This is a genomic window from Bacillus sp. FSL K6-2839, assembly GCF_038003365.1.
Lineage (GTDB): Bacteria > Bacillota > Bacilli > Bacillales > Bacillaceae > Bacillus.
The window spans coordinates 371713-398174 of record NZ_JBBOOZ010000002.1; the positions used below are offsets into that span (position 1 = coordinate 371713).

The window sequence follows — 26462 nt, forward strand, 5'->3', positions numbered from 1 at the left end:
TTCTTTTACGCTTTCGTCAGGTCAACATGAATTCTCCCTTGTCTTAAAACAATGGTCATTTGCGTGTCAGGTGTCATTAAGTTTTCTAAAATGTCCGTTGCCGTTTGAAGCGCAATGTCCATTCGGTTGATCTTTTCCTTTTCTTGTTCCGAAAACGCTTCTGGATGTGCGGTCATTTCTTTGACTAGCCTCAGCACTTGTTCATGCTGCTTTTCTGTTTGCTGATATATGACATCATATAATTCGTCTGGCCTGCTGCTCATTTCACATCACCTATCTTTTTTCATGTGTTAAATCGCATCTTCTTTTGTTTTCTTGAAGACGAACCATTTACTGGCGACATAATTCACGACCACAATCACAAAGTTGACAAGAATTTTTGCGACGGTTTCATTGAGCGCCATTTGGCTCACAAATAAAATCATCAGCCCCAGATCTACACCTAGAGACATGAGACGAACACTAAAAAATGAAGAAAGCTCACGCATAAGGCTTTTCGTATCACGAGCCTTTTGCTTGAAGACATACTTCTTATTGGTGATATAAGCAAAGAGAACAGCAAATACCCATGAAACAACTGTAGCTGTTTTATAATCCATGGAAAACATCTCAACGAATAAGTAGAAGCTGACTATGTTGACAATGGTTGTACACACACCCATCACAAGATACATGACAACTTCTTGATACTTTTGAAAAAGGCTATACATGTCTTTCTTCATTCCTTCTTGGTGGTTTCTGTTTCTTTTAGAATACCATCTTGAGAAGAACTTCCCAAACGAACAATATGTACGTCCTGCACAGATGAAATTTGTTCTACTTGATGGCAAATGTCAACCTAATCGGTTTATATAAGCCAAATGATTTAGGTCTTTTTCATTATTTTAATTTATAATCTTTTAACTGACTTTACAATTGTTTATTATTAGAAGTAAGAAATCAATATTTATGGGTTTTTTAGTCATTTTTTTAGGAACGTGGTAGGTGATAGATTTTACAAAATAGGTTAAATGTCATCATTTTTCGACAAAATCTATTTTGCGCTGTTTTCATCCACACGTACAGTTACTAGACGGTTTGTTCAAGTCATTGGTTGCAGATGAATATGTCTTATTGAACTGGAGGATATTATGGATACGCAAGTGAAAAGAAGAGTTGACGAAGAGTGGGTTTATTTGATTCAGGAAGCGAAAAAAATTGGACTAGGCATCGAAGAAATACAAGCTTTTTTAACATCCAACGGTGATCAGAAGATGATAAACAAACCGTAAATCAACGCCGTTATCCTTTGTCTTTCAGACTGCTTTGGCTAAAAGTTCTGACTTGTCAATTGACCTTTTGAAAATCCTTTCATGACGATACGCTACAGTAATTGAACACCCCTTCATACCAATCCCTTCCACTCATGGGGTTCTGTCTTTCTATATTAGGAGGACAGTCCGTTTCCCGTTCTTTATATGATCCCTTTATAGCCGCTATTCATGAAAATTGTCATTCTCACGTTATAAAACCAAGCTCCCCACCCATATATTAAGCATGAAAACAATGAGAAAGCAGAAAGGTGGGTAGAGCGTGAGTTCAGATTCCCTTTCCTATTATCACCAAAAAAAGGATCAGTATTATCATGGCTTGAACCCGGTCATTGTCAGCCGTATTCGTGAGGAATGGACGTCTTTATTGGATATCGGATGCGGCACAGGCAAACTTGGAAAAGTCCTGAAACAAAAGGGCCGGACCATTTATGGAATTGAATCGTTTGAGGATGCAGCAAAAGAGGCTGAGCAAGAGCTAGATCATGTTCTATGCGGAAATATTGAACAGATGACTCTCCCTTACGAACATGAACACTTTGACTGCATCATTTTCGGAGATGTCCTTGAACATTTATTGGATCCGTGGGCCGTTTTAAAGAAGGTCAAACCCTTCCTTAAAAAAGAAGGAGCCATCCTGTCATCCATTCCGAATATCGGTCACATATCAACAGTTTTAGAATTACTAGCCGGCAGATTCACTTATACAGATGCAGGATTAATGGATCAAACACATTTACGTTTCTTCACCCTTCATGAAATTCATGCACTCTTTCATTCAGCAGGCTTTCGTATTCGCGAACTCGAAACCATTCGCGTACAGCATCCTTCCTATGCAAGCGTGATGAGTGATTTACATGAATTACTCATGAAGCATGGCATTCGTTCAGATTTTCACGAGGCCGCTACCGCCTATCAGTATGTGGTTGAGGCGGTTCAGCTTCATGAGTAACCCCACCATCCTGTTTGTTTTATGTGTAAATGATGAGTCCATGTTTCAGGCTTGCTTTCGGCAGCTCGCTTCACTTCCTGCTCCCCATGGATATCATGTAGAGGTTTTGCCGATTAGACATGCATCCAGTATGACCTCTGCTTATAATGAAGCGATCACCCATCCAGCTCAGTTTAAAATTTATCTTCATCAAGATACATTGATTGTCAAACAGCATATGCTGCTTGAGTTGATCCCGCTTTTTTTACAGCATCCATCACTTGGGATGGTTGGGGTCATAGGTGCAGAAAGCGTGCCTGACAATGGGATTTGGTGGGAGAGTTCTCATTGCAGGGGGAAAGTCATTGAATATCGTCACGACACCTATCAGCTGCTTTCGTTTGAAAGAGGTCGTCAACAACAGGCGGAAACACAAGATTATATCAACGCTTCGGCGATTGATGGTCTTTTCATGGCGACGCAGTATGATGTGAAGTGGCGTGAGGATCTCTTTGATGGCTTTCATTTTTATGATGTTTCGCAGTCCTTTGAATTCGTCCAGCAGGGCTATGAGGTTGGAATTGCGAGGCAAGAAGAGCCTTGGTGTATCCACAAATGCGGAGATCATTTTGATGCAGAAACATATGAAAAGGCGAGACAAACATTTCTTGCGAATTATCGGTAGAAAGCACCCTTTTCGGGTGCCTTTTTTATGATATACTGTCATAAACAACCAGATCGTCTCATATGCATTGGAGTACCTTGTCCCTAATTCGTACAAAGGAGGAAACAATGGCAGACAAAAAAGTTCATTATAAGAAGGTTGCCGCTTCAGAGGATTTTCGAAAACTTCTCGAGGAAAAACGCAGATTTATCGTACCGATGACGATTTTCTTTTTTCTCTTTTACTTTTCACTTCCGGTTGCTACATCCTACTTCACCTTTTTGAACACGCCGGCAATTGGCGCGATCTCATGGGCTTGGTTATTCGCCCTCACACAATTTGTCATGACCTGGGTATTATGTGGACTTTATGCGAGGAAAGCAGCTCAGTTCGACAAATATGTAAGCGCTTTAAAAACTGAATCAAGAGGTGATGACGAATGAGCATGACCGCTTTTATTTTATTCATAGCGATCGTAGGGCTCACATTGGTCATCACATATTTTGCTGCGAAAAAAACGAGCAATGCGAGCGATTTTTACACGGCAGGCGGAGGTTTGACTGGGTTTCAGAACGGCCTTGCCATCGCCGGGGACTATATGTCTGCCGCATCATTTTTAGGGATCGCTGGAATGATCGCGTTAAATGGATTTGACGGATTTTTCTATAGCATTGGCTTTCTAGTGGCGTATCTTGTCGTTCTTTACGTTGTGGCCGAACCGCTTCGAAATCTAGGGAAATATACGATGGCCGATATGATTGCTGCACGATTTAAGCGTCCTGCCATTCGAGGGGTTGCCGCGTTTAACACAATCACAGTCTCTACTTTTTATATGATTGCACAGCTTGTTGGGGCAGGTGCATTAATCAAACTGCTTCTTGGCATTGATTACTGGATTGCTGTGCTGGTCGTAGGTGTCTTGATGACCATTTATGTAGTGTTTGGCGGCATGATCGCTACCAGCTGGGTACAGATCACAAAGGCTGTGCTTCTCATGCTTGGGACCCTGATTATTTCACTGCTTGTATTTGCAAAGTTTGATTTTAGTCTGCTGAAGATGTTTGAGGAGATGAAAACAGCGACCCCGCTTGGTGGGGCATTTCTTCACCCGGGAAATAAATATGATGTGCCTTTAGAGACCCTGTCTTTGAACCTTGCTTTAGTGCTTGGGACAGCAGGTTTGCCGCACATTTTGATTCGGTTTTATACGGTAAAGGATGCCATTTCTGCGCGTAAATCTGTTCTATCCGCTACGTGGATCATCGGTATTTTTTATTTAATGACGGTTTTCCTTGGCTTCGGTGCTGCTGCCTTTGTTGGAACAGAAGCGATCACAGCAGCAGATGCAGCAGGAAATATGGCCGCTCCTCTGCTCGCACAAGCCCTTGGAGGTGATTTATTATTTGCCTTTGTTTCCGCTATTGCCTTTGCGACCATTTTGGCAGTGGTAACTGGTCTCGTCTTATCCGCAGCGTCTGCCTTTGCCCATGACTTTTATAGTCAGATCATCCGCAAAGGGAAAGCGAGTGAACGGGAACAGGTGAAGGCGGCACGCTTTGCTTCCATCGGCGTGGCCATTCTTTCCATCATTCTTGCATTATTTGCCCAATCCTTAAACGTCGCTTTTCTTGTGTCACTTGCCTTCGCCGTGGCAGCAAGTGCAAATTTACCATTGATTATCTTCACTGTCTTTTGGAAACGATTTAATTCTACGGGTGCCATTGCAGGGAGCTTAGTAGGACTGCTGAGCGCACTGATCATCGTCTCGCTCAGCCCAAGCGTCTGGGACCCATCGGGAGCCGCCATCTTTACAGGAGACCCGCTCATCCCGCTGTCGAACCCTGGAATTATCTCGATCCCACTCGGATTCCTTGCCGCTTACTTAGGCACGATATTCTCCTCTGAAAAAGCAGATGAAGACACCTTTACGGAAATTCAAGTAAAGGCACATACAGGCATGCATATGGATACTGATTCATAAGGAAAAGCCGGCAGTGAGCCGGCTTTTTAATAGCGCTGAAATAACTCTGGATTTTTCGGAACGTTTTCTAAATAAATGATCTTTCCTTTGTCGTCCAGTTCTGCAATGTCAATTCCTTCTGCTGTATAGACACGGCCATCCGAAAGTTTCCCGCAAACAGCCCAGTTCGTTTCATACTTTCCGTCTTCTCTTTTTTTCCATCCATCCCACATATGCTTGATGTCTTCATGCACGTGGAAAAATGTGTTTAAAAACTGTGTAAACGCTTGAATACCAGGCTTCTCGGCACCATTTAAGACAATCATGACATCGTCAGAAAACAATGCTAGCAATTCATTCATTTGCTCCTGCCCTTTTCCCGCTTCATCGTATCGGCGAAAATACGTATCGAGCACTTCCATTATTCATTCTCCTTTATTTACCTGTCATTTCGAAAATAATCGAACAATTTAATTGTACACAATTGTTTCTCACCTGTCTATTTTCCCTGAAATCAGAAAAGACATGAATTGAGTCAATCCATGTCTCCTACAGGTTAAAGAGATGCTTTTTCTGATGCAACAAGTGCTTTCAATTTTTCTGCTGCTTTTTTTGGATCAGCGCTCTGGCTAATGGCGCTAATGATGCTAATACCATCTGCCCCTGCTTGGATGACTGGTGCAGCATTGTCGTATGTGATACCCCCGATGCCAACAATTGGAATATGAAGACCATGACGACGTACTTCAGTGATCAAAGATACTCCTTGGACACTGCGTGTATCCTTTTTCGTTTCTGTTGGATAAACTGGGCCCATGCCGACATAATCTGCGCCGTCCTTCATGGCTTGTTTCACTTCATCTAGGTTATGCGTAGACACACCTAATATTTTATTCCCGATCCGTTGTCTGACGTCTTCTGCATTTGTGTCTTCCTGTCCAACATGAACGCCATCTGCATCAAGGTCTATCGCCAGCTGTACATCATCATTCACAATAAAAGGAACATTTGCTTTTTGGCAAAGCACTTGAAGTTGACGAGCCAATTGTTTCTTCTCTCCTCCTTGCAAGGCTCCCTCGCCCTTTTCTCGAAATTGAAACATGGTGATTCCGCCTTGAATGGCTTCTTTTACGACATCAAGCGGCGGTCTGCTTGTATTCGCTGTTCCCATAATAAAATAAACCGATAATTGCTGTTTGATTTGCTGTTGATCAGCCTTTGTCATGTGAAATTCCCCCTATTCTCCCCAATGTCAACACATCATCGCCATTTGTTTGTGAGAGTGCATTTAACAATTCCATTTGAAAAGTTCCTGGTCCTTTATCCTTTGTGTACTGAGCTGCCCTTTCAGCTGCGACACCATAAAACAGTAGTGCAGCTGCCGACGCATGAAGCGGCCGTTCACCTGCTGCACAAAATGCCCCGATGACAGACGTCAGTAAACAGCCGGTTCCCGTCACCTTGGTGAGCCATTCATGTCCATTATGAATAGACAACACGTCCTCTCCATCTGACACCACATCGACTTTTCCTGTGATCACCACAACGGTCTGAAGTGTCCTTGCCGCTTGTTTGGCTAGTGCCGATACATCTCCGTTTGCTGCTTTCGCATCAACGCCTTTTGACTCCCAGCCATCTACTCCAAGTAAATGAGCCATTTCTGCAGCATTTCCTCTGACAACGGTCATGTTCACTTGCTCTAACAGCTGTTTTGCCGCTTTCGTTCGAAACGTTGTCGCACCGACGCCGACAGGATCTAATAGAACAGGTACACCATTTTCATTGGCAGCTTGTCCAGCCAGAACCATGGCCTCCACCGTGTCCTTTGTCAATGTGCCGATATTGAGCACAAGTGCATCCGCCAACTGCGCCATTTCAGCCACTTCTTCTTTGGCATTTGCCATGACTGGCGAAGCGCCTAAAGCAAGCAGACCATTCGCTGTAAAATTCGTCACGACTTGATTGGTAATATTATGAACGAGTGGATTTTCCGCTCGAACCCTCTCCAATAAATGAGACACGCAGCTTGTTTTCATCCGTATCGTCCTCCCTTTTACTCTGCTCCCCACACATAGGATTTAGTATGCTTTAACCATTCTCTTGCCGCAAACGACAAATAGCGATCCTTTCGCCAAATGACTCCTAAATGCCACGGGATCGACGTGTTTAAGGAAATGACTTTCACCTTTTCAGGATCAAGATCACGGCAGATCCGCTCAGGCAGAAGACCAATTCCCAAGTTCTCGGCTACCATCTCACTAATGAAATCCCATTGAGACGTTTCATAAATGACATTGGGCCGGAAGCCCGCATTCATACATTCATTCAATATCCGGCTATGCAAAACAAAGTCTTCCCGAAAGAAAATAAAGGACTCTTCCTTTAAATCAGCTAAATCAACCTTATCACGACCTGCCATCGGATGTAATGGATGCGTCACGAGCTTCATGTCTTCTTTAATAATGGTGTACGTATGAAAAATTTTATCATTTGCAGGCAGAACAATGACACCAATATCTAACGAACCATCTTCGACCCCTTCCTCTACTTTAATAGAGCCGTGCTCCACCAATTGAAATGTGACATCTGGATACTGTTGGCGGAATTCTCCCATGACATTCGGGAAAAAACTCGATCCAATCATCGGCGGCAGCCCGATGCGAATATGTCCTTTTTTGACATTCATTAAATCATTTAGCTCGCTCGTTAAATTCTGAAATGATTGTGTGATTTCACTCGCCTGTGTATACATCGTTTGTCCAGCATCTGTCATTTCAACCTGCCGGCCATTTCGATAAAACAACTGCACCCCCAGCTCATCCTCGAGATTTTTGACCATCTTGGAAATGGTAGGCTGCGACACATAAAGAGATTGTGATGCTTTTGTGAAGCTTTTTAACCTCGCCACTTCTAAGAAATATGTTAAATGTCTAATGTCCACATGACTCACCCTTCCTATAGACAAAAGGAATACTAACTATTCGATATATGTATTTTACCTATAACTGAACGTGCTGTACACTTTAAAGTAAGCTAATCAATTGGAACGTTGTCATGTTTTTGTGAAACAGTGAACAATTTATATAGAAAAAGGAGTGAACAGAAAGTGAGATTGCTCAAAACGCCGCTGATCGCTGTCCTTCAGATTATGGCTTTGTTTGTTTTTGCGAAATTGATGAATGTGCTCGCGGCCTTTTTGCATTTAAGAATTCCGGGCACGATTTTAGGCATTCTGGTCATTTTCTTATTACTTCATTTTAAAATTATTCAATTAAAATGGATTGAACTTGGCGCCGTATGGCTGCTTGGAGAACTGCTGCTATTCTTTATCCCGTCAGCAGTTGGTGTCATTGATTATGGAACATTGCTTTCTCAATCTGGCACAAGTATTGTACTTGTCGTCTTACTTAGTACCTTTGTCGTCATGCTCTCGACTGGTATCATGACGCAAATGATTGCAAAAAGAAAGGAGCGAAAAAAGCTATGTTAGTTGGCGCACTATTTCTGATCTTAACGGTTCTTTTATATCTCGGATCAAAAGCGGTGTATAAACGGCATCCGAAGGTCTATGTCTCCCCATTACTTGTGACGCCGCTTGTCCTTGTCGTCTTGCTGTTAATCGTCAACATTCCTTACGATGCATACAATCAAGGCGGTAAATGGCTCACGAATATGCTTCAGCCTGCGACTGTTGCTTTTGCCATTCCTTTATATAAGTATTTTCACATTCTGAAGAAGCATGCAGTGGAAATTATTTTGAATGTGGCTTGCGGTTCTGTCATTGCGATCCTATCAACAGCATTTATCGCCAAGTTGTTTCATTTGGATACAGGACTTATTGAAAGTCTTGTCCCAAGGTCGGTCACAACACCAGTGGCGATGAGTGTGTCAGAAATGATTGGCGGCATGCCGTCCGTTACGGCTGTATTCGTCATTTTAACCGCACTGTTTGGGTCAATCATCGGTCCAATGGTCATTCGTTATTTCCGTATTGATAATGACATTGCCATGGGCGTCCTGCTTGGAACAGGTGCACACGGGGCAGGAACATCGAAGGCATTTGAAATGAGCTCCGTCTCAGGGACGATCTCAAGTGTGTCGATGATTCTTTCAGCTATTATTACATTATGTGCAGCGCCTCTCCTCATGTCGTTTGCCTTATAAAAAAGCCATTTCCTTTATCGGAAAATGGCTTTTTCTTATGCTTGGATAAAGACAACCTTTAAATAATTTCCTTCAGGATAATTCTTCGTTGTACGGAAATCCTCAGGAAGTGTATATTCTTCAAGGATACGATAGGTTTGCCCTGTTTCTTTAAAGGCCTGCGCAATAAATCCTTTTAATTTCTTCATACCAAATGCACTGCTATTCGTTGATGCCACAATGACGCCGTTCTCAGCTGTGATTTGGATGGCTTCTTTTAATAGCTTCTTATAATCCTTCGCCGCACTGAATGTGTGCTTTTTCGTGCGTGCAAAGGATGGCGGGTCTAAGATGACAAGATCATAAGTCCATCCTTTTTTCGCTGCAAACGGAAAATATTTAAAGACGTCCATGACTTTCATATCCTGCCCGTCCACATCTATATCGTTGATTTCAAACTGTTCAGCTGTTTTTTTCAAACTGCGGTTTGCGACATCTACACTTGTCGTCCGGCTCGCTCCGCCAAGCGCTGCTGCCACGGAGAAAGCGCCTGTGTAAGAAAATGTATTAAGCACGGTCTTTCCTTTTGCATAACGATCTCGAATCGCTTTTCTCACATGACGTTGATCAAGAAAAATGCCTGTCATCGCACCATCATTTAAGTAAACCGCTACGTTCATGCCATTTTCTTTCACGATGAGAGGAAATTCACCTTTCTCTCCCTTCACAAAATCATCATCTTCTATATACTGTCCAGACGTATCAAATCGTTTCTTTTCATAAATGCCTTTATAGTCTGGATATACGTGCTCAAGTGCAGCCAATACTTCCGCCTTGAATGTATAAACTCCTTCGCTATACCATTGGATGAGATAGAAACCGTCATAATGATCAATCGTGAAGCCGCCAATGCCATCTCCCTCTCCGTTGAACACACGGAAAGCAGTCGTCTGCGCATCACGAAATAAATGCGTTCTGCTTTTCGCTGCCTGCTCAAGCTTGGAGACAAAAAAGGCTTGGTCTATTTTTTCGTTGGCATCAAATGTGAGTACCCAGCCGATTCCTTTATTTTGTACACCATAATATCCTTTTCCTAAAAAGGCGCCTCGCTCATCCACCCATTCAATCAGCTCGCCTTCTTTCACACCGCTTACATGAGATACAGCATCTTTGGAAATGAGCGGATATCCCTTTTTCACTTGTTCTGCAAATGTTTGTTTTAATGAGATTTTTTTCATTTGTGTCATCCTTATCCTAAATTGACTCTCTCTATCCTATCATATGAATGTATACGTTACTTCTATTATGATAAGATGAGGAGAAAAATATCAACACACCATAGAGGAGGCTCTTTTTTTGACGACATTACGATTAGATCATACAGGTATTATGGTCACAAATATTGATCAGTCCATTGATTTTTATGAAAAGGTCGTGGGCATGAAATTAAAGGATCGCATCACTCATACAAACGGAGTCATTGAACTTGCATTTCTCGGCTTTAAAGATGAGACAGAAACGGAAATTGAGCTCATCCAAGGGTACAGCAGCGACCTGCCATCCGAAGGAAAGGTTCACCATCTTGCCTTTACAACAGACAATATTCATGCTGAATTCAATCGTATTCAAAAGCTGCAAATTGAATTAATTGATGAAGAAATTACGACGTTACCAAATGGATACTGCTACTTCTTTTTCAGAGGCCCAGACCAAGAATGGATCGAATTCTTCCAGCGCTAATATTTCCTAGGAAATGGGGCCGGTTACCTTTATCATCATATAAACTGCGATATTTCTTAGGCTCCATAAAAGAAAAAGAGTAAGAGCATCCATCCATATGCCCTTACTCTTTTTTTATAACACCTTACTAAGAAATGATTTTGTCCGCTCATGCTGCGGGTTTCCAAAGAGAGCCTCCGGTTTGTCTTCTTCGACAATATATCCGCCATCCATAAAGATCACGCGGTCTCCTACCTCTCTCGCAAAGCCCATTTCATGTGTGACCACAATCATTGTCATGCCTTCGACGGCTAATTGTTTCATAACTGCTAATACATCCCCGACGACTTCAGGGTCAAGAGCAGATGTCGGTTCATCGAATAATAACACTTTCGGGTCCATTGCCAAGGCTCTTGCAATGGCGACACGCTGTTTTTGTCCACCAGATAATTGGTTAGGGTAGCTTTTGGCTTTGTCTTTTAAGCCGACCTTTTCAAGCAGGTCTATTGCTTTATCGACTGCCGCCTTCTTGTCGGCGCCTTTTACCTTCATCGGTGCGATCGTGATGTTTTCTAAAACGGTTTTATGAGGAAATAAATTAAAGTGCTGAAACACCATCCCCACTTCTTGTCGTACTTTATTGATATTCACCTTTGGATCTGTAATCGTATGTCCATGGACAACGACTTCGCCAGCCGTAATATCTTCTAATTTATTGAGACATCTTAGAAACGTGCTTTTGCCTGATCCAGAAGGACCAATCACACACACTACTTCCTTTTCCTCGATGACTGCATTAATGTCCTTTAACACTTCGTGATCGCCAAAGGATTTCTTTAAATTTTTCACCGTAATCATACTCATTTGATATCAAATCTCCTTTCTGCGTAGCTAGCCAGTAGAGAAAGTAAATAAATGATCACGAAATAAATGATACCGACAATGAGCCAGACATTCAAAGGATCAAATGTTGCCGATGCTTGTACTTGTCCCCGCTGCATAATATCGGCGATTCCGATAATCGATAAGAGAGACGTGTCCTTCAAGCTGATGATGGCTTGGTTTGTAATCGCTGGAAGCATGCGGCGGAATGCCTGCGGAAGGACGATAAAGCGCATGTTTTGTCCCCCTGTAAAACCTAAGGAACGTGCAGCTTCTGTTTGTCCTTTATCAATGGACTGAATTCCTGCACGAATAATTTCTGAGAAATAAGCCCCTGCATTAATCGCTACTGTAATAATCCCTGCCGGCACTCGATCAAGCGATATGAATTCAAGTGTATTCAAACCAAAGTAAATGAAGAATAGCTGAACGATAAATGGTGTGCCTCGAATGGCATTGACAAAGACGAGTGCGATGAAATTTAAGATTTTAAAAGGTGACAGACGGAATAATGCCACTATTAAACCGATAATAAATCCTAAAATGATGGCAACAACAAAGATATATAAAGTGGTTTGCAAACCATCCATTAAATATGGAAATGCATTAATAATCGTGTCCATGTTTCTCCCTCCCTAATTCACATACGGCACATCATAAAGAAAGCGCGCTCGGAGCGCGCCTCGCTTGTGTTATGACTTCAAATATTTATCAATAATTTTGTCATATTCACCGTTTTTCTTTAGGTTCTCTAGACCTTTATTGATCTTCTTCAATAGGTCTTGGTTTTTCCCCTTCATCACAGAGATACCATACTGGTCTCCATTCAAGCGGTCTCCAACTGTTTTCAATTTTAAATCTTGTTGTGCGATTGCATACGTAATGACAGGATAATCCTCAATTAAGGCATCTGCATTTCCGTTTGAAACTTCCTGGAACATCGATGGGCTGTCATTAAATTGAACAACTTCATACCCATATTTATCTGCGTTATCTGATGCAAATTTTGCACCTGTCGTCCCATTTTTAACAGCTAGCTTTTTCCCCTTTAAATCATCAATTGATTTAATGCTGCTGTCCTTTTTCACAACAACTGTCAGTCCAGCGTCGAAGTATGGATCTGAGAAATCTACCTTCTTCTTACGTTCATCTGTAATACTCATCCCGCCCATTCCTACATCAAGCTGGCCTGCCTGCATTGCTGGAATAATGCCTGAGAAGTCCATAGCTTCAAGTTTCACTTTGAACTCTTGGTCTTTCGCGATTGCGTTAATCAGATCAACGTCTATTCCTTCATATTTACCGCCCTTTTCAAATTCAAACGGCGGATATGTTGTATCTATCCCTATTTTATATGTGCCTTTGCCTTCTCCCGAACCGCTGTCCGATTTTGATCCACAGGCTGCCATGACGAGCACAACAATGAGTCCCATGATCAGTAACATCGATTTTTTCATAAAACACGACCCCCTATTGTCAGTTTTGTCTAAATATTCGCAATACCAATAATACTATACCACGCTAAATCTATAGCGTGTGATATTTTTTATCAATACCAAAGATCCATACAATACTAGATCAATAGTCTCTTTAAATTTTACTTTTTTGCGAATAACTCATTTTATTCTAAAAGAAGAGTGATTCACAATCATGATGTGAGATAATCTTACGAAAAAACGAGACATCACCTTGAAAATCTCCGTTTTTTCTAACATACGAAAACAGACTCTTGAATTACCTTCTTCTCTCTATTGATATCGTAATATATTTTTTCCAAAACCCTCTTTTTACCTAAAAATATGTAAACACATACAAAAAGGTGGATGATCCCTATTTCTTTCACAACTGGTTGAATTTACATCAAAAAACATGTTTTACAAATTGCAAGAGAGCGCTTAAAATATAAGAAGATACTGAATATGGAAAGTGAATTCAGATGAATGGAAATCGAACTAGATGGATAGATGAAGAAAGGAGGATATAAATTGGCCGAAACTGGTGTTTTGTCGTCCGTTGATGTAGCGAATATGTTAAATGACTGGTATGTCATGATGAAAAAAAGAGAAATACAAGGCGCGATCCAGCTAAAAGAAGAGATTCTTCAAGCGTTTGATCGAATGGAAGAGAATCAAGACGTCTTACTTTACTATCAATTGCTAGAGTACCGTTTTAAGGATCTCATCGAAGATACAGCTTCGTTGGATCATAGTCTTTTTGTTGATGAAAATGCGATCCGTACAGATGACATGCTCAGTTACTATTTCTATTTCTTTAAAGGGATGTATGAAATGCGCAGAGGCAATCAGGATACGGCATTTCACCTTTTAAAATTGGCCGAGGATAAATTAGATCTCGTGCACGATGACATTGAAAAAGCAGAATTTCATTATAAAACAGGGTGTCTTTACTATAATATAAGGTCCACGCTTCTCTCCATACACCACTTAAAGATGGCTTCATCTATTTATGACGCAGATCCATGTTATGTGAAAAAATCAATCAGCTGTCAAATGATGCTCGCTTTGAATTATGCTGATCAATCGAAATATGATGAGGCAGAGTCATTATTTGAAGAAGTGATTCATTCACTAGAACAAATGGAAGACCCAGATTTACTTGGTCACGCGTATTGCAATGCAGCTTTTATTAAAAGTCTTAGAAATGAATACAGTGAAGCTGTGCCGCTCCTAGAAAAAGCTTTATTGATCGAGACATTTGAAACGTCTTCTCCAGGCGGCTACTTACTTGCCATGTATGCCTATACAAAAGCACTATTCAAGCTGAAAAAGCCTGGTTTGTTCCACTATTATGTACAGCTTTCACTACAAAAAGCAGAAAATTTAAAACAACGAAACATTTCACTTAAATTATCCATTTTAGAAACACTTATGCTTCAGCCAGACAACATGATGGAGCAAATCAAACCTTATTGTGATCAATTAGAATCTATGAATTTCCTTGTCGATCTTGAAGCCATCTGTCAGGATGCAGCTGCTTACTTAACGGATCTTGGACTTCATGAAGAATCCACTTATTTCTGGAACAAGGCGTTGTCCTTAAAAACTTGTTAAGAATATGGAGTGATGTATGATGAAAAAATGGCTTATCACAAGTGCGATTTTGACGCTCTTGATAACAGGTGTTTCCATTGGCGCTTCAATCCAAAAAGACAGCCAATCTGCACAATCTCAAGATATCATTCAAAAGAGAGACCGCGGCACCAACCCTTAAAAATGAAAAAGAGCAGCTGTGAATATAACAGCTGCTCTTTTCTATGCGCTAATCAATTTCTCGTTTAATATTTTGCATTTTTTCATCTAAGTAATGGGCGATATCTGCCGCTTCCTTCAATTCATCGGTCAGCTGATGAGGGACATCGTTTTGCAGTTTATAATAGATTTTATGTTCAAGGCTCGCCCAAAAATCCATCGCTATGGTCCGCACCTGAATCTCAACCTTCACATGCTCCACACGATTCGTTAAGTACACAGGGATTTCCACAATTAAATGAAGACTTCTGTAGCCATTTGGTTTTGGATGTTGAATGTAATCCTTCACTTCAAGGATTTTTAGATCCTCTCTTTGCCTCAATACATCCATAATATTATAGATATCTTGAATAAAGGAGCAGATGATACGGACACCTGCGATATCATGGATATACTCCTTGGCACATTGTGTTGTGATGTCGCATCCTTTTCTTGCTAATTTATTTACAATGCTTTCAAAGGATTTGATTCGTGATTTTGTATGCTCTATTGGATTGTGTCCATGGATTAAATTATATTCCTGGCTGATAATTGAAAACTTTGTATCCATTTCATCTAATGCAAATTTATATACTAATAATTCATTTTTCCAGTCTTCCATGACGTTTTTCAAATCTTCTACATGAGTTGCTGACATATTCATTTCTTTTTGTCATCTCCTTTTGGGAAACGGCGGCTGCACCGCTTTCCGTTTACTAGACGGAGAAAGGACTCAAAAGGTTTTAAAAAATACGTCGTCAGCCTCGCTGTTTGTAATACGTTAACGCAAGCGCAAGCGCGAGTACAGAGCCTTTCACAATATCCATCGCGTAATAAGGGACAGACATCATCACAAGTCCATTTTGCAAAATACCGATGAGCACAGCCCCAATAAACGTACCAAATGCATTTGGCTTTCCTGCTCCCATGACGGAAAAACCGATAAAAGCTGCCGCTACGCCATCCATTAAATAAGGTGCGCCAGCATTTATTTCCGCTGTCATCACCCTTGATGCCAGCACAATACCACCGATTGCTGCAAATAAAGCCGAGAGCAGATATGCTGCGATTTTATATTTGTTTACATGAATACCGGACAATCGAGCCGCTTCCTTATTCCCTCCAATGATGTACATGAATCGGCCGTGTTTTGTGTAGGTCATGAAAACATGTGCAAATAGCACAATGGCTGCCATTAAGAGAATGATATATGGCACCTGGCCGATTTTGCTGAAAAAGGCGGGGATTGTGCCCGTTGAGAATGTACCGTCAGGCAGCACCATGTTTTCAGAAATGGTCGCCCCTTTCGTATACGTTTGAGCCAGTCCTTGAATGATAAACATCATAGCTAATGTCATGAGCATATCTGGAATTTTCATTTTGACAATCATCAAGGCATTGAGTAAACCAACAATAAGGGCAGCCGCTAGCGCAGAGAGGATCGCAATCAGCGGGTTTTGCGAAAACCACACGAACATAGAAATAACAATTGCATTCGATAACGTTGCGACTGATCCGACTGATAAATCAAAGCCGTTTACTGCCAATGAGATGGTAAGGCCCACCGCAATAATGGTCACAATGGAGATAGACCGTAAAATATTGATGATATTCCCTGATTGCAAAAACGCTGGATTCGCTGCCGCAAATACCACAATCAATACGACAATGGTTAAGATCGTGCCATATCGATAAAAGAAATCAAATAGATGAAAGGATGGCCGCTGTTTTTTCATTTGCTGCACAGGGGCTGGAATTTGTCGTTCACTCATGATTGTCCTCCTGTTGAATGATATAAAAGCTCTTCCTCAGTCGTTGGCGCAGTCATTTCCCGGGCAATGCTGCCATCATACAGCACGTAGACTCGGTCTGCGATACCTGCAATCTCCGACAGCTCACTTGACGCATAAATCACAGATTTCCCGCGGGCGGCAAGCTCTGCAATCAGGGTGAAAATATCTTTTTTCGCTCCAACGTCAACGCCTTTTGTTGGTTCATCAAAGAGATAGACATCCGCCTCAGCCAGCAGCCATTTTCCAATGGCAATCTTCTGTTGATTTCCACCGGATAGATGCTTCACCTTTGCTTCAAGAGAAGGCGTTTTGACACCAAGCCGTTTGACGATTACGTCTGCTTCCCGCTTTTCCTTCGAACGATGTAAGAAGCTGAACACCCGTGAGAATGAACGAAGACTTGCAGCCGTTAAGTTCCATCCCACGCTCTCTTCTGTCAGAACCCCTTCCTTTCTACGTTCTTCCGGCACAAGGGCCATTCCAGCTCTCACGGCTTGATGAGGCGATGTGATGCGAACGGTTTGACCATGAAGCTGCACAGTTCCCGTCTTTTTTTCTGAGGCGCCGAAAAGGGCTTTACACAATTCCGTTTTTCCAGCACCGACAAGGCCTGCAATTCCGAGAATTTCTCCCTTTTTCACGTGAAGATGAATGTTGCGTAATTTATGCTGGTCGTTTAGCTGCTTCACTTCAAGCACAATAGATGCATCCTTCAAAGGTGTACGGAGCGGGAATTGTTCCTCTAATGGCGCGCCTAGCATTTCTTCAATGATCTGCTGCGGATTTGTATCTTGAACGAGGTGAGCTGCGACATCGGTTCCATTTCGCATCACTGTCAGTTCATCACAGATGGTGAAAATTTCAGGCATGCGATGGGAGATAAACACAATGCCCGTTCCATTCTGTTTCAGCCGATCAATCATTGAGAATAACTTGCTTGTTTCTGTATGACTAAGAGGAGCCGTTGGTTCATCTAAGATTAAAATGCTGCATTTAATCGAAACGGCCTTGGCAATGAGCACCATCTGTTTTTCTGCAAGGGTCAGATCACTCACAAGGCGCTTTGTGGAGATGTCGATGTCCATTTCTTTTAATAGTTGAGCTGCCTTACGGTGCAGCTCTTTCCAGCCGACAAATGTTTTTTTCTCAATCTGATGCATCATCATATTCTCACCAACACTTAAGTAGGGAACTAGCGCCGTATCCACTTCTTGATGTACCGTCTGCACACCATATGAGGCCGCATCCTTTGGGGTTTGAATGGATGCCGCCTGACCATTGATATGGATGCTTCCTTCATAGTGCGAATGAGCGCCAGAAAGAACTTTCATTAACGTGGACTTCCCAGCACCATTCGCTCCAATCAGCGCATGAACCGTCCCTTTTTTTAATGTAAAATTCACTTGATCTAACGCTTTTACTCCTGGGAATTCAATCGAAATATGTTTCATACAAACAAGCGGTGAAGTCATAGGTGTCCTCCTTCTCATGATCATCATCTGAAAAACGAAACACCCTCTATGGAAGAGAGTGCACGTCGTTTATTTTGTATAATGCTTCTTCAAGGTCTTCATCCAATCTTCTTCAAAAGCAGTCGATGAGCCGAACCCCTTCACTTCGTCTGCAAGATTGACCATATTGATGGCTTTTCCTGCTTGTTGAAGCTGATTTTGCGAGATGAGAGAGGCCTCAAGGTCATAGGAAGATGGTGTTTTCTCGCCCGCTATTTTCTTCGCAAGAATTCTCACGTCAACAGCGCCGATGAGCTTCGGATCAACCGCTGCTGTGTACTTCCATGGACTTTCTTTCGCTGTCATTTCTTGAAGATCAGCATTTGACACATCAATCCCGTAAATCTTCACCTCTGTTCTTCCTGCTTCCTTTAGCGCTCTTGCTGCGCCAATGGCAAAGGCATCCCACGTGGCAAAAATAGCGTCAAGTTTACCCTTTGGATATTTATTCAGCATGGCTGCTACTGCATTTTGCGTTTGAACAGACGTATCAGAGGAAGCAATGCCAAAGCGGTCAAGTTCCTTGATCCCTTTGTGTTGGTTGAGCGTTTCTTGATAGACCTTGTTTCGTCTCACCATTGGCGGGAACCCATCTACCCAGAGGTATGCAATATTTGCTTTTCCTTTAAAATCAGACACGAGTGCGTCTAGTGATTTTTTCGCTAATTGTTCGTCATCTTGAGACGTCACTGTGACCCCTTTGATGTCCTTCAGCTTAGGATTCGAATCAAACGCTACGACTGGAATGCCCTTCGCTGTGATCTTTTTCACGTCAGCGACGGTCGCCTCGTCGTCCCCATGAGAGATGATAAAGCCATCATAATTTTCTTCCAGCGCCTGAGAGATCGCATCATGGAATTTCGCTGTATCCCCGTTTGCGGTGTAGACATCTACCGTAAAGCCAAGCGCTTCACCTTCTGCCTTCGTCCCAGCTAAAAACTGCGCTGTATGATCATCTCCTCCGATTTTACGGATGACTTTAATTTTTGCTCCCTGTCCCTTTGCAAATCGCTTCGGTACATTGTCAAAGGAGACCTTTTCGTTCGCATTTGCCTTTGAGCCTGCACTTGATCCAGTGCCGCAGCCCGTTAATAGGATTGTCAATACCATTAATAATATAAGACATGATGTAAAATGCTTACGCTTCATTGCTGTTCCTCCTCAAGTTGTTTTTATTTTTCACATCGGAAAACTAGGTAAAACAGTGGGAAAACGCCAGTAAACTGTTCTTTCATTTGAAAAAGAGACGAAAAAAGCCTCTCCTGGAAAGAGAGGCTTGATCACCGTTGCATGAAACATGTATCGGGAAATCTTCCTCTCTTATCTGTCAAAGCTGTAACAGCTTTGCAGGAATTAGCACCAATTTCTATAGTAGAAACGGTTGCCGGGCGTCATAGGGCCAGTCCCTCTGCCTCTCTTGATAAGAGATCCGTTATGAAATTTTGTTTTAGTTAAAATGTCTTCTTTACCTTAATGTGATGTGACAACAATGTCAATGATTTTTTTGAAAATTTAAAACAATACATTTGTGGTTCATACATGCTTAACTTCCGATGATTTTCTTAGCAGGTGATGATTTCTTCAGGCGAAAGTCATATTTTTTCTCATTCACAAATTGTGGATTGAGGTGTGCTGATCCTTTATCTTGGCCGCTTTTCAAGAGATACGTTTTGTAGCCTTCCATCCATTTCCCGCGCCATACCCACTGTGATGCCTTTGCACCTTTTCGGTCGTCATACACGTTCTTCTGGAAGGTATTCTTTTGATTCAATCCATAAAGATTCACGACTAAGTAATGCGACGCACTCGCTGTCATAATATTATTCGTGATTCGATTGTTCACCGCTTGATATTGCATCAACAATTGACCGCCTTCTAAGCCGGCTGTGTCATTTTTGTACAAAATATTATGTGAGATCGTCGTATTTGTTGTTCCGCCTCGCTTTTTATCATAGCCGCCAATTGAAATACCTGTATAACGGTTCAAATACACTTGATTGTGTTCGATGCGAATGCGATCTGCCATTTTTCCTTTATGTTCACTTGTGACTTCAATCCCCAAGTCATTGTGATGTGTGATGTTATGATCAATCACAATGTCCTTTCCGCCATCAACATAAATTCCGCCAGCGGAGATGTCTTTGCCATAGGCTGGATTCCCTGCACTCGTAATCTCATATACTTTGTTTTTAGATACGACACCATTTCTGACTTGATCGTACTTTTTAGAAGGTGCTACGTTCTCAAAACCAATTAAATCAATGCCTATATTATCTGTGTGGCGAACCGTGTTATGTGTCACACGGAATTTTTTGACGTTCCCATTTAGCACAAGCGCTTCACTGAAGCCAAGCTTTAATTTTTCAACAGTGTTTCCTTTGATTTCAATGTCTTCAATGGCCGCAGGAGCTTTTGTTCCATAGACCGCAATACCGTGCGCATTCCCATTTTTGTGTGTCGTCTGAATGTCATACACTCGGTTGTTGAGCAGTTTGACGCCTTTGCCGCTTCCTTTGATGAAAATACCGACTGGTGTCACATCTTCCTTATTCGTCTTGAGATGTCCCACCGTCAGACCTTTGAGGGTGATGTAGCTTTTTTGATCGATCGTGACAAGACCGCCATCTGCTTGATTTCCCTTAAGAGAAGCCCCGCTAATGACAGGTTTTTCTTTTCCGTAAGCTTGAAAGATAACGGGTGCTTTCTTTGTACCTGAATGGCGGACAATCAATTTCTCTTTGTATGTGCCGCCTCTCATGTAAATGGTTGCCCCGGCTTTCGCCATACTTGCCGCTTTTTTCAGCGTGCGAAAAGGTTTTTGCTTCGTTCCCAGGTTTTTGTCGTTTCCGTTTGGCGCCACGTAATAGGTAGTTCCCTGCTTGGCGCCAGCCTCCTCTGTCATCGCTTGACAGCCGAAGCTGATCACGGTCATGAATAAAATAAGTAAAATGCCTAGTATCGCTCGTTTCATCTTGTTGTTTGCTCCTTTCACTTCTCTTCTTCCTTTATCGGTTAAAAAAAAGGGGATTAAAATATGAGAATGCCCCTTGCAATGTACTAGTCAAAAGGTGTATGGTTGAAAGAATATCTTACAGGAAAATCATCCGCTTTTAAATTGTCAGATTAATCAGTTAATAATGCATTTGGATTTTATTTCTTTATTAAAAAGGGGTGACATGAGGCAGACTGACGGCAGAGAGAAGGAAAGCGCTTTAACAGATTTTTCTTATCTGAATTCCAGAAAACCTATTGCTAATATTTTGTGAAGGTATAGAATAGAATCATAATTATTTCATATTATTAGAATTTTCAAATAATCAAACAGCAAGGAGATTTACGATGCCAAAACAACCCATCCGCGTTGAACTTAGTTCAACAAAAAAACCAAAACCTCAATCTGATCAACTTGAATTCGGAAAAATCTTCACAGATCACATGTTTGTGATGGATTATTCCATTGATCAAGGCTGGTACGATCCCAGAATTATACCTTATCAGGCCATTCCAATGGACCCAGCTTCGATGGTCTACCATTATGGGCAATCTGTTTTTGAAGGCTTAAAAGCTTATGTTTCTGAGGATCAGAAAATTCTCTTATTCCGTCCGGAAAAGAACATGGAACGCTTAAACAGATCCAATGACCGCCTGTGTATCCCGCAAATTGATACAGAAACGGTTTTAGAGGGCTTAAATGAACTCATTCGCATTGATAAGGATTGGGTACCTGATGCAGAGGGCACTTCCTTGTATATCCGTCCATTCATTATTTCCACTGAGCCGTATTTAGGCGTTGCGCCGTCAAGCACGTATAAGCTGCTGATTATCTTATCTCCAGTGGGATCTTACTATAAAGAAGGCATCCACCCGGTCAAAATTGCAGTTGAAAACGAATTTGTCCGTGCCGTTAAGGGCGGGACAGGAAATGCCAAAACAGCTGGAAACTACGCCTCAAGCCTCAAGGCACAGCAAGTCGCTGAAACCAAAGGCTTTTCACAGGTTCTTTGGCTTGATGGAGTCGAGAAAAAGTACATTGAAGAAGTCGGGAGTATGAATATCTTCTTTAAAATCAATGGAGAAATCGTGACGCCTGAATTGAACGGCAGCATTTTAGAAGGCATCACCCGTAACTCTGTACTTGAGCTGTTAAAACATTGGGGTATTCCAGTGACAGAGCGTAAAATTTCGATTGATGAGTTAATTGAAGCACATCAATCAGGTGAGCTTGAAGAAATCTTTGGAACTGGAACGGCGGCCGTCATCTCTCCTGTCGGGGAATTAATTTATCACGATCAGCCATATGTGATTCAAGATGGTCAAACAGGTGAAGTATCGAAGAAATTGTATGAGGCCATTACCGGTATTCAAAAAGGAACACAGCCAGATATCTTCGGCTGGACAGTAGAAGTCGACTCGGTCGTCAAGCAGGCATAAGCATGTAAAAGAACCTTTCAGTCATGAAGGGTTCTTTTTTTGTTTATTTACCCCTCCAATATACCTTATAATGGTAATCATACGTATAAGGAGTGATGGTATGTTTTTTACTTATCTACTAGCGTTCTTAGGTATTTGCATCGGATCGATGATCATAGCTACAGGTTTCGACGATTCACCGTTCCTCACCCGGTTTCTATTTAAGGTTCTCGGGATTTTTATCCTTGTTCTTTCCATTACTTTTGTAAAGGTTAGACGAAAGAGGCTACACAACAAAAAGGCGAAATAGACTCAGATGTCCAGTCAGCCGCCCATCAAATCGTGCACCAAAACAAGACCGATACCCCCACAATCGCCCCTGCATATATCCACTGTTTCCTTTTTATGCTCCGCTTTCTTTCGATCAGTAAAAAGATCTCTGGTAAAAAGACGATGATGATTTCTAGGATAAAGACAAGATAATAAACAAGCGGCATGGGCTGGAAATCAAAGTCTCTTTCATCTCCACCAATCGTTGCGAAATACATCAACAGGTTGGTCACTGGAATGGTAAAACAAACGAGCAGGCGGAGAACATAAATCCACACATACTGTCTATGACGAATAAGACCAATAAATGAAGCAATGATGCCATACAAAAACAAGACCACTGTGCCGTAACTCATCAGTGGTTGAACGATAAAGCCGTAAAGCATTAAACCAATTGCAACCATATTCAAACAGTCCTTTCTTTGAAGCCATACATGCTGTTTTTTTCTATCATACACTTCTTTCTCGAATTTCCATATGGGGCAATGATAAAAAACGACCCCATAAAGGGGCCATTTTGTTTTACGCTTTGACTGATTTGAAGAATTGCGGTAAATATTCACGATGCGCTTCGAGCATTTCATCTAAAATTTGCTTTGCAATTTCATCAGATGGGACAAGCGGATTAATCGTCATCGCCACAAGAGCCGTCTCGTAATCTCCTGTTACAGCCGCTTCTGCTGCCACACGCTCGAATGATTTGATTTGTTGAACGAGCCCTCTCACAGCTACAGGCAGATCGCCCGTCGCAATTGGTTTTGGTCCGTCCTTCGTAATGATACAGTTCACTTCAACCGCTGATTCAGCCGGAATGCTGGCAATCGCCCCTCTGTTCACTGTATTGACAGGTTGGATGTCATGCTTATCATTATAGATGGAGCTGATTAAGTTACATGCCGCATCACTGTAATACGCCCCGCCTCTTTTTTCGAGCTGCGGTGGTTTAATCGATAAATCAGGATCTTTATAAAGCTCAAATAATTCTTGCTCGACTTGCTGTACAACCTCTGCTCTTGTTCCTTTTTCTTGGGCTGCTTTTTGCTCTTCTTCCAGCATATCTTTTGTTTTATAGTAATAGCGATGATACGGACATGGGATCACCCCTAAGCCTTTTACAAAAGAAGGTTCCCAGTTTTTCGCTTCAATGTTCTTCATAGACCACTGACTATTCGGATTTCCCAATTCATCGAGCACTTGATCCATAATGCTGACCCCGTCTAAATACACGTTTAATCCATAGACCATGTGATTGAGGCCCGCAAACTGTACCTCGATCCGTTCAACATCCACATCAAGCGCCTTGGCAATCCCCATTTTGATCCCAATTGGTACATTGCATAGACCGACTACTTTTTTTAGATTTGTGTAGCGCAGCACAGCTTCTGTGACCATGCCTGCCGGATTTGTAAAGTTCACAAGCCATGCATCTGGACAAAGTTCTTCCATATCCTTCACGATGTCTAGAATGACCGGGATGGTCCGAAGACCTTTAAATAAACCGCCTGGTCCGTTCGTTTCCTGACCGATGACGCCGTATTTAAGCGGGATTCTCTCATCTTTTGCCCGTGCTTCCAGCAGTCCTACACGAAATTGTGTCGTCACGAAATCTGCGTCCTTCAGGGCTTCCCGGCGGTCAAGCGTCAGGTGTACCTCAATCGGCAGACCGGCTTTTTCAACCATGCGTTTCGCAAGAGCGCCCACGATGTTTAACTTTTCATGACCCGCTTCAATATCCACTAGCCATAATTCCTTTACAGGCAATTCATGATATCGTTTGATAAACCCTTCGACAAGCTCAGGCGTATAGCTCGATCCTCCGCCTATTGTGACAATTTTGATTCCATCTTTCATGAATTGACACCTCCGAGTTGCTTCATTTTTTCATGGAGCTCGATGATTTCCGCTGCGAGCTCCTTGACGGTCATTGCGTTCATGAGATGATCCTGCGCATGGATCATTAAGAGACTGATGTCGGTCTTTTCTCCTCTAATTTCTCCTTGGATCAGCTCTGTCTGTGCGTGATGCGCCTCATTTAACGCGTCTTGTGCTTCCTGCAATTTTTGCTTCGCCTCATCAAAGTTTCCTTGCTTTGCACTTGTAATGGCCTCCATCGCAGAGCTTCTGCCATTCCCGCCATGTAAGATGAGTTGAAACACAATTTGTTCCATTTCCATCGGCCGCATCCCCCTTATTTCCTCTATTACATGCTGACGACATTTTCATCAGTTGATGCTTTTGTTTCTAGCTCACTTTCTTCTTTTAATTTCTGCTTATCCCACATTCTAAAGAATGGGTAGTATAAAGCGAATGACAACGCCAGGTTAATCAGCTGCATGACAGCACCAGAGATTTTGCCTCCTGTGGCGAGATAGCCTGAAATGATGGGCGGCATCGTCCATGGGACAGCAATCCCCGCCGGTTTTGCTACAAGTCCTGTGCTCATTCCGATATACGTGGTGATGATCATCATGATTGGCGTAAGGATAAACGGAATGAGAAGCATTGGGTTCATGACAATCGGCATTCCAAAAATGATCGGTTCGTTGATGTTAAAGATGGCTGGCCCAATGGCAAGTCGGCCAAGCTGTTTCATTTGTTTACTTCTGGCACGTAAGATCATCGTCAGCACTAAAGCAAGCGTTGCACCGCTTCCGCCGACATTGATGAAGATTTCAAAGAACTGCGCTGTGAAGATATTTGGCAGCACTTCTCCTGCTTGGAATGCGAGACGGTTCTCATCCATCGCACCGAGCCAAATTGGGCCCATGACGCCGCCGACAATGGTTGCTCCGTGAATACCACATGCCCAGAGGAGCATTTGCACACCAATGGCGACAATACTTCCGCCTAAGCTTCCACCAAGAATGGAAAGCGGTGTGCCAATTAAGACCGTGATGATATTATGAATACTCTCAAATGGTGTCATCTCAATCACAAGTCTAACGACCCAGATCAGCGTGATGACCACAAAACCTGGAATAAGTGCGATAAACGATTTACTCACTGCTGGCGGTACACCATCAGGCATCCTAATGACGATATTCCGCTGGACAATGAATCGGTAAATTTCAGTTGAAAGCATGGCAATAATCATGGCAACGAATAACCCTTTACTGCCCATCAATGTGACTGGAATTCCCCCACCTACTAGGATGGCTTCTGTTGAGCCTTCAGGTGTGAAAGGAACTTGATATGGTGTCGCCAAAAGGAAAGCTGCAACAGCGATCGCACCAGATGATAGGGCATCCACTGCATACTTTTCAGCAAGCCTGTAGGCAATCCCGAAGGTGGCAACAAGTGCCATAATGTCAAAGGTTGCATTAACAGGATAGGATAGTTTCGTGGCCCATTCAGCTCCAAAGATACTTGCCATAAAATCGCTGTATCCTGGGATCGGAAGGTTGGCTAAAATGAGAAACAGTGAACCGACAATAATGAGAGGCATGGTTAAAACAATTCCGTCACGCAATGCTTGTAAATGTCTTTGAGCGGCAATCTTCCCTGCAAACGGCATGACCTTCTCTTCTAGAAATCGGTTGAATCCATTCATCCCTTCCGCCC

General features: G+C 42.3%; 30 protein-coding genes and 1 riboswitch. Of the genes, 11 read left to right on the forward strand and 19 right to left on the reverse strand.

What is annotated here, in order from left to right; all coding sequences use genetic code 11:
• Positions 1 to 5: 5 nt before the first annotated feature.
• Both MHH26_RS16015 and MHH26_RS16020 read right to left on the reverse strand, forming a co-directional pair.
• Positions 6 to 263: a hypothetical protein gene (locus MHH26_RS16015; protein WP_003215318.1), complete on the reverse strand. Its 258-nt coding sequence runs from the start codon at positions 261 to 263 to the stop codon at positions 6 to 8.
• A gap of 27 nt (positions 264 to 290) precedes the next feature.
• On the reverse strand, positions 291 to 674 hold the full coding sequence (locus MHH26_RS16020) for a GtrA family protein (RefSeq protein ID WP_012011676.1): 384 nt from the start codon (positions 672 to 674) through the stop codon (positions 291 to 293).
• A 456-nt stretch (positions 675 to 1130) separates the two neighbouring features.
• Here MHH26_RS16020 and MHH26_RS16025 point away from each other — a divergent pair, with 456 nt between their 5' ends.
• The 5 genes from MHH26_RS16025 (at position 1131) to MHH26_RS16045 (ending at position 4886) form a co-directional block, all read left to right on the forward strand.
• Positions 1131 to 1271 (forward strand): anti-repressor SinI family protein, encoded by a 141-nt coding sequence (locus MHH26_RS16025; RefSeq protein ID WP_008345506.1) that lies wholly within the window; start codon positions 1131 to 1133, stop codon positions 1269 to 1271.
• 301 nt (positions 1272 to 1572) lie between these two features.
• A complete protein-coding gene (locus MHH26_RS16030; RefSeq protein ID WP_066031560.1) occupies positions 1573 to 2262 on the forward strand; it encodes a class I SAM-dependent methyltransferase in 690 nt (229 codons plus the stop codon).
• Positions 2255 to 2926, forward strand: a complete 672-nt coding sequence (locus MHH26_RS16035; RefSeq protein ID WP_034660733.1) for a glycosyltransferase family protein — start codon at positions 2255 to 2257, stop codon at positions 2924 to 2926. Before MHH26_RS16030 ends, MHH26_RS16035 begins: the two co-directional genes overlap by 8 nt.
• Positions 2927 to 3033: 107 nt before the next feature.
• Complete coding sequence (locus MHH26_RS16040) at positions 3034 to 3348, forward strand: DUF485 domain-containing protein (RefSeq protein ID WP_034660734.1); 315 nt, start codon at positions 3034 to 3036, stop codon at positions 3346 to 3348.
• The gene (locus tag MHH26_RS16045; protein WP_034660414.1) at positions 3345 to 4886 is read left to right on the forward strand and encodes a solute symporter family protein; all 1542 of its coding nucleotides are present in this window, start codon (positions 3345 to 3347) and stop codon (positions 4884 to 4886) included. Before MHH26_RS16040 ends, MHH26_RS16045 begins: the two co-directional genes overlap by 4 nt.
• A gap of 26 nt (positions 4887 to 4912) precedes the next feature.
• On the opposite strand, the gene MHH26_RS16050 is transcribed toward MHH26_RS16045, so the two are convergent.
• From MHH26_RS16050 to cidR, 4 genes are all read right to left on the reverse strand, one after another.
• The gene (locus tag MHH26_RS16050) at positions 4913 to 5287 is read right to left on the reverse strand and encodes a nuclear transport factor 2 family protein (protein ID WP_334750563.1); all 375 of its coding nucleotides are present in this window, start codon (positions 5285 to 5287) and stop codon (positions 4913 to 4915) included.
• 134 nt (positions 5288 to 5421) lie between these two features.
• Entirely contained in the window at positions 5422 to 6090 is a 669-nt protein-coding gene (gene thiE, locus MHH26_RS16055; RefSeq protein ID WP_340974045.1) for a thiamine phosphate synthase, read from the reverse strand.
• Positions 6077 to 6901, reverse strand: coding sequence for a hydroxyethylthiazole kinase (gene thiM, locus MHH26_RS16060; protein ID WP_340974046.1), 825 nt, complete (start codon positions 6899 to 6901; stop codon positions 6077 to 6079). The genes thiE and thiM overlap by 14 nt, the downstream gene beginning before the upstream one ends.
• 17 nt (positions 6902 to 6918) lie before the next feature.
• The gene (gene cidR, locus MHH26_RS16065; protein WP_340974048.1) at positions 6919 to 7806 is read right to left on the reverse strand and encodes a cidABC operon transcriptional activator CidR; all 888 of its coding nucleotides are present in this window, start codon (positions 7804 to 7806) and stop codon (positions 6919 to 6921) included.
• Positions 7807 to 7971: 165 nt separating this feature from the next.
• Here cidR and MHH26_RS16070 point away from each other — a divergent pair, with 165 nt between their 5' ends.
• Both MHH26_RS16070 and MHH26_RS16075 read left to right on the forward strand, forming a co-directional pair.
• Complete coding sequence (locus MHH26_RS16070) at positions 7972 to 8355, forward strand: CidA/LrgA family holin-like protein (RefSeq protein ID WP_080869561.1); 384 nt, start codon at positions 7972 to 7974, stop codon at positions 8353 to 8355.
• The gene (locus MHH26_RS16075; protein WP_034660418.1) at positions 8349 to 9029 is read left to right on the forward strand and encodes a CidB/LrgB family autolysis modulator; all 681 of its coding nucleotides are present in this window, start codon (positions 8349 to 8351) and stop codon (positions 9027 to 9029) included. Before MHH26_RS16070 ends, MHH26_RS16075 begins: the two co-directional genes overlap by 7 nt.
• A gap of 35 nt (positions 9030 to 9064) precedes the next feature.
• Here the strand turns inward: MHH26_RS16075 and MHH26_RS16080 are convergent, their stop codons facing one another.
• On the reverse strand, positions 9065 to 10246 hold the full coding sequence (locus MHH26_RS16080) for a class I SAM-dependent rRNA methyltransferase (protein WP_340974050.1): 1182 nt from the start codon (positions 10244 to 10246) through the stop codon (positions 9065 to 9067).
• 118 nt (positions 10247 to 10364) lie between these two features.
• Here MHH26_RS16080 and MHH26_RS16085 point away from each other — a divergent pair, with 118 nt between their 5' ends.
• A complete protein-coding gene (locus tag MHH26_RS16085; RefSeq protein ID WP_034660421.1) occupies positions 10365 to 10748 on the forward strand; it encodes a VOC family protein in 384 nt (127 codons plus the stop codon).
• A 114-nt stretch (positions 10749 to 10862) separates the two neighbouring features.
• Here the strand turns inward: MHH26_RS16085 and MHH26_RS16090 are convergent, their stop codons facing one another.
• The 3 genes from MHH26_RS16090 to MHH26_RS16100 form a co-directional block, all read right to left on the reverse strand.
• Positions 10863 to 11591 (reverse strand): amino acid ABC transporter ATP-binding protein, encoded by a 729-nt coding sequence (locus MHH26_RS16090; RefSeq protein ID WP_106038309.1) that lies wholly within the window; start codon positions 11589 to 11591, stop codon positions 10863 to 10865.
• The gene (locus MHH26_RS16095) at positions 11588 to 12232 is read right to left on the reverse strand and encodes an amino acid ABC transporter permease (RefSeq protein WP_003215015.1); all 645 of its coding nucleotides are present in this window, start codon (positions 12230 to 12232) and stop codon (positions 11588 to 11590) included. The genes MHH26_RS16090 and MHH26_RS16095 overlap by 4 nt, the downstream gene beginning before the upstream one ends.
• Before the next feature lie 69 nt (positions 12233 to 12301).
• Positions 12302 to 13066 carry a transporter substrate-binding domain-containing protein gene (locus MHH26_RS16100; RefSeq protein WP_334750566.1) on the reverse strand — a complete coding sequence of 255 codons (765 nt, stop codon included), beginning with the start codon at positions 13064 to 13066 and terminating at the stop codon, positions 12302 to 12304.
• 528 nt (positions 13067 to 13594) lie between these two features.
• Here MHH26_RS16100 and MHH26_RS16105 point away from each other — a divergent pair.
• Together MHH26_RS16105 and MHH26_RS16110 are read left to right on the forward strand one after the other, a co-directional pair.
• Entirely contained in the window at positions 13595 to 14680 is a 1086-nt protein-coding gene (locus tag MHH26_RS16105; RefSeq protein ID WP_334750567.1) for a Rap family tetratricopeptide repeat protein, read from the forward strand.
• A gap of 19 nt (positions 14681 to 14699) precedes the next feature.
• A complete protein-coding gene (locus MHH26_RS16110) occupies positions 14700 to 14840 on the forward strand; it encodes a hypothetical protein (RefSeq protein ID WP_186300445.1) in 141 nt (46 codons plus the stop codon).
• A gap of 48 nt (positions 14841 to 14888) precedes the next feature.
• Here the strand turns inward: MHH26_RS16110 and MHH26_RS16115 are convergent, their stop codons facing one another.
• From MHH26_RS16115 to MHH26_RS16135, 5 genes are all read right to left on the reverse strand, one after another.
• Positions 14889 to 15521, reverse strand: coding sequence for a GTP pyrophosphokinase (locus MHH26_RS16115; RefSeq protein ID WP_003215004.1), 633 nt, complete (start codon positions 15519 to 15521; stop codon positions 14889 to 14891).
• Between the two features lie 94 nt (positions 15522 to 15615).
• Complete coding sequence (locus MHH26_RS16120; RefSeq protein WP_034660426.1) at positions 15616 to 16629, reverse strand: ABC transporter permease; 1014 nt, start codon at positions 16627 to 16629, stop codon at positions 15616 to 15618.
• Positions 16626 to 18122, reverse strand: coding sequence for a sugar ABC transporter ATP-binding protein (locus MHH26_RS16125; RefSeq protein WP_307500477.1), 1497 nt, complete (start codon positions 18120 to 18122; stop codon positions 16626 to 16628). Before MHH26_RS16125 ends, MHH26_RS16120 begins: the two co-directional genes overlap by 4 nt.
• A gap of 69 nt (positions 18123 to 18191) precedes the next feature.
• A complete protein-coding gene (locus MHH26_RS16130; protein ID WP_106030659.1) occupies positions 18192 to 19310 on the reverse strand; it encodes a sugar ABC transporter substrate-binding protein in 1119 nt (372 codons plus the stop codon).
• Positions 19311 to 19478: 168 nt separating this feature from the next.
• Positions 19479 to 19588, reverse strand: a riboswitch (SAM riboswitch).
• A 116-nt stretch (positions 19589 to 19704) separates the two neighbouring features.
• Positions 19705 to 21132, reverse strand: a complete 1428-nt coding sequence (locus MHH26_RS16135) for a right-handed parallel beta-helix repeat-containing protein (RefSeq protein WP_340974055.1) — start codon at positions 21130 to 21132, stop codon at positions 19705 to 19707.
• Positions 21133 to 21500: 368 nt separating this feature from the next.
• Here MHH26_RS16135 and MHH26_RS16140 point away from each other — a divergent pair, with 368 nt between their 5' ends.
• A complete protein-coding gene (locus tag MHH26_RS16140; RefSeq protein WP_003215056.1) occupies positions 21501 to 22592 on the forward strand; it encodes a branched-chain amino acid aminotransferase in 1092 nt (363 codons plus the stop codon).
• Positions 22593 to 22906: 314 nt separating this feature from the next.
• Here the strand turns inward: MHH26_RS16140 and MHH26_RS16145 are convergent, their stop codons facing one another.
• The 4 genes from MHH26_RS16145 to celB all read right to left on the reverse strand — a co-directional run bounded on the left by MHH26_RS16145 (position 22907) and on the right by celB (position 26451).
• Positions 22907 to 23305: a hypothetical protein gene (locus tag MHH26_RS16145; RefSeq protein WP_034660737.1), complete on the reverse strand. Its 399-nt coding sequence runs from the start codon at positions 23303 to 23305 to the stop codon at positions 22907 to 22909.
• 118 nt (positions 23306 to 23423) lie between these two features.
• Positions 23424 to 24752 carry a 6-phospho-beta-glucosidase gene (locus MHH26_RS16150; RefSeq protein WP_106030661.1) on the reverse strand — a complete coding sequence of 443 codons (1329 nt, stop codon included), beginning with the start codon at positions 24750 to 24752 and terminating at the stop codon, positions 23424 to 23426.
• Positions 24749 to 25075, reverse strand: coding sequence for a PTS lactose/cellobiose transporter subunit IIA (locus MHH26_RS16155; RefSeq protein WP_034660431.1), 327 nt, complete (start codon positions 25073 to 25075; stop codon positions 24749 to 24751). Before MHH26_RS16155 ends, MHH26_RS16150 begins: the two co-directional genes overlap by 4 nt.
• Before the next feature lie 26 nt (positions 25076 to 25101).
• Entirely contained in the window at positions 25102 to 26451 is a 1350-nt protein-coding gene (celB, locus tag MHH26_RS16160; RefSeq protein ID WP_060597567.1) for a PTS cellobiose transporter subunit IIC, read from the reverse strand.
• Positions 26452 to 26462 lie beyond the last annotated feature (11 nt).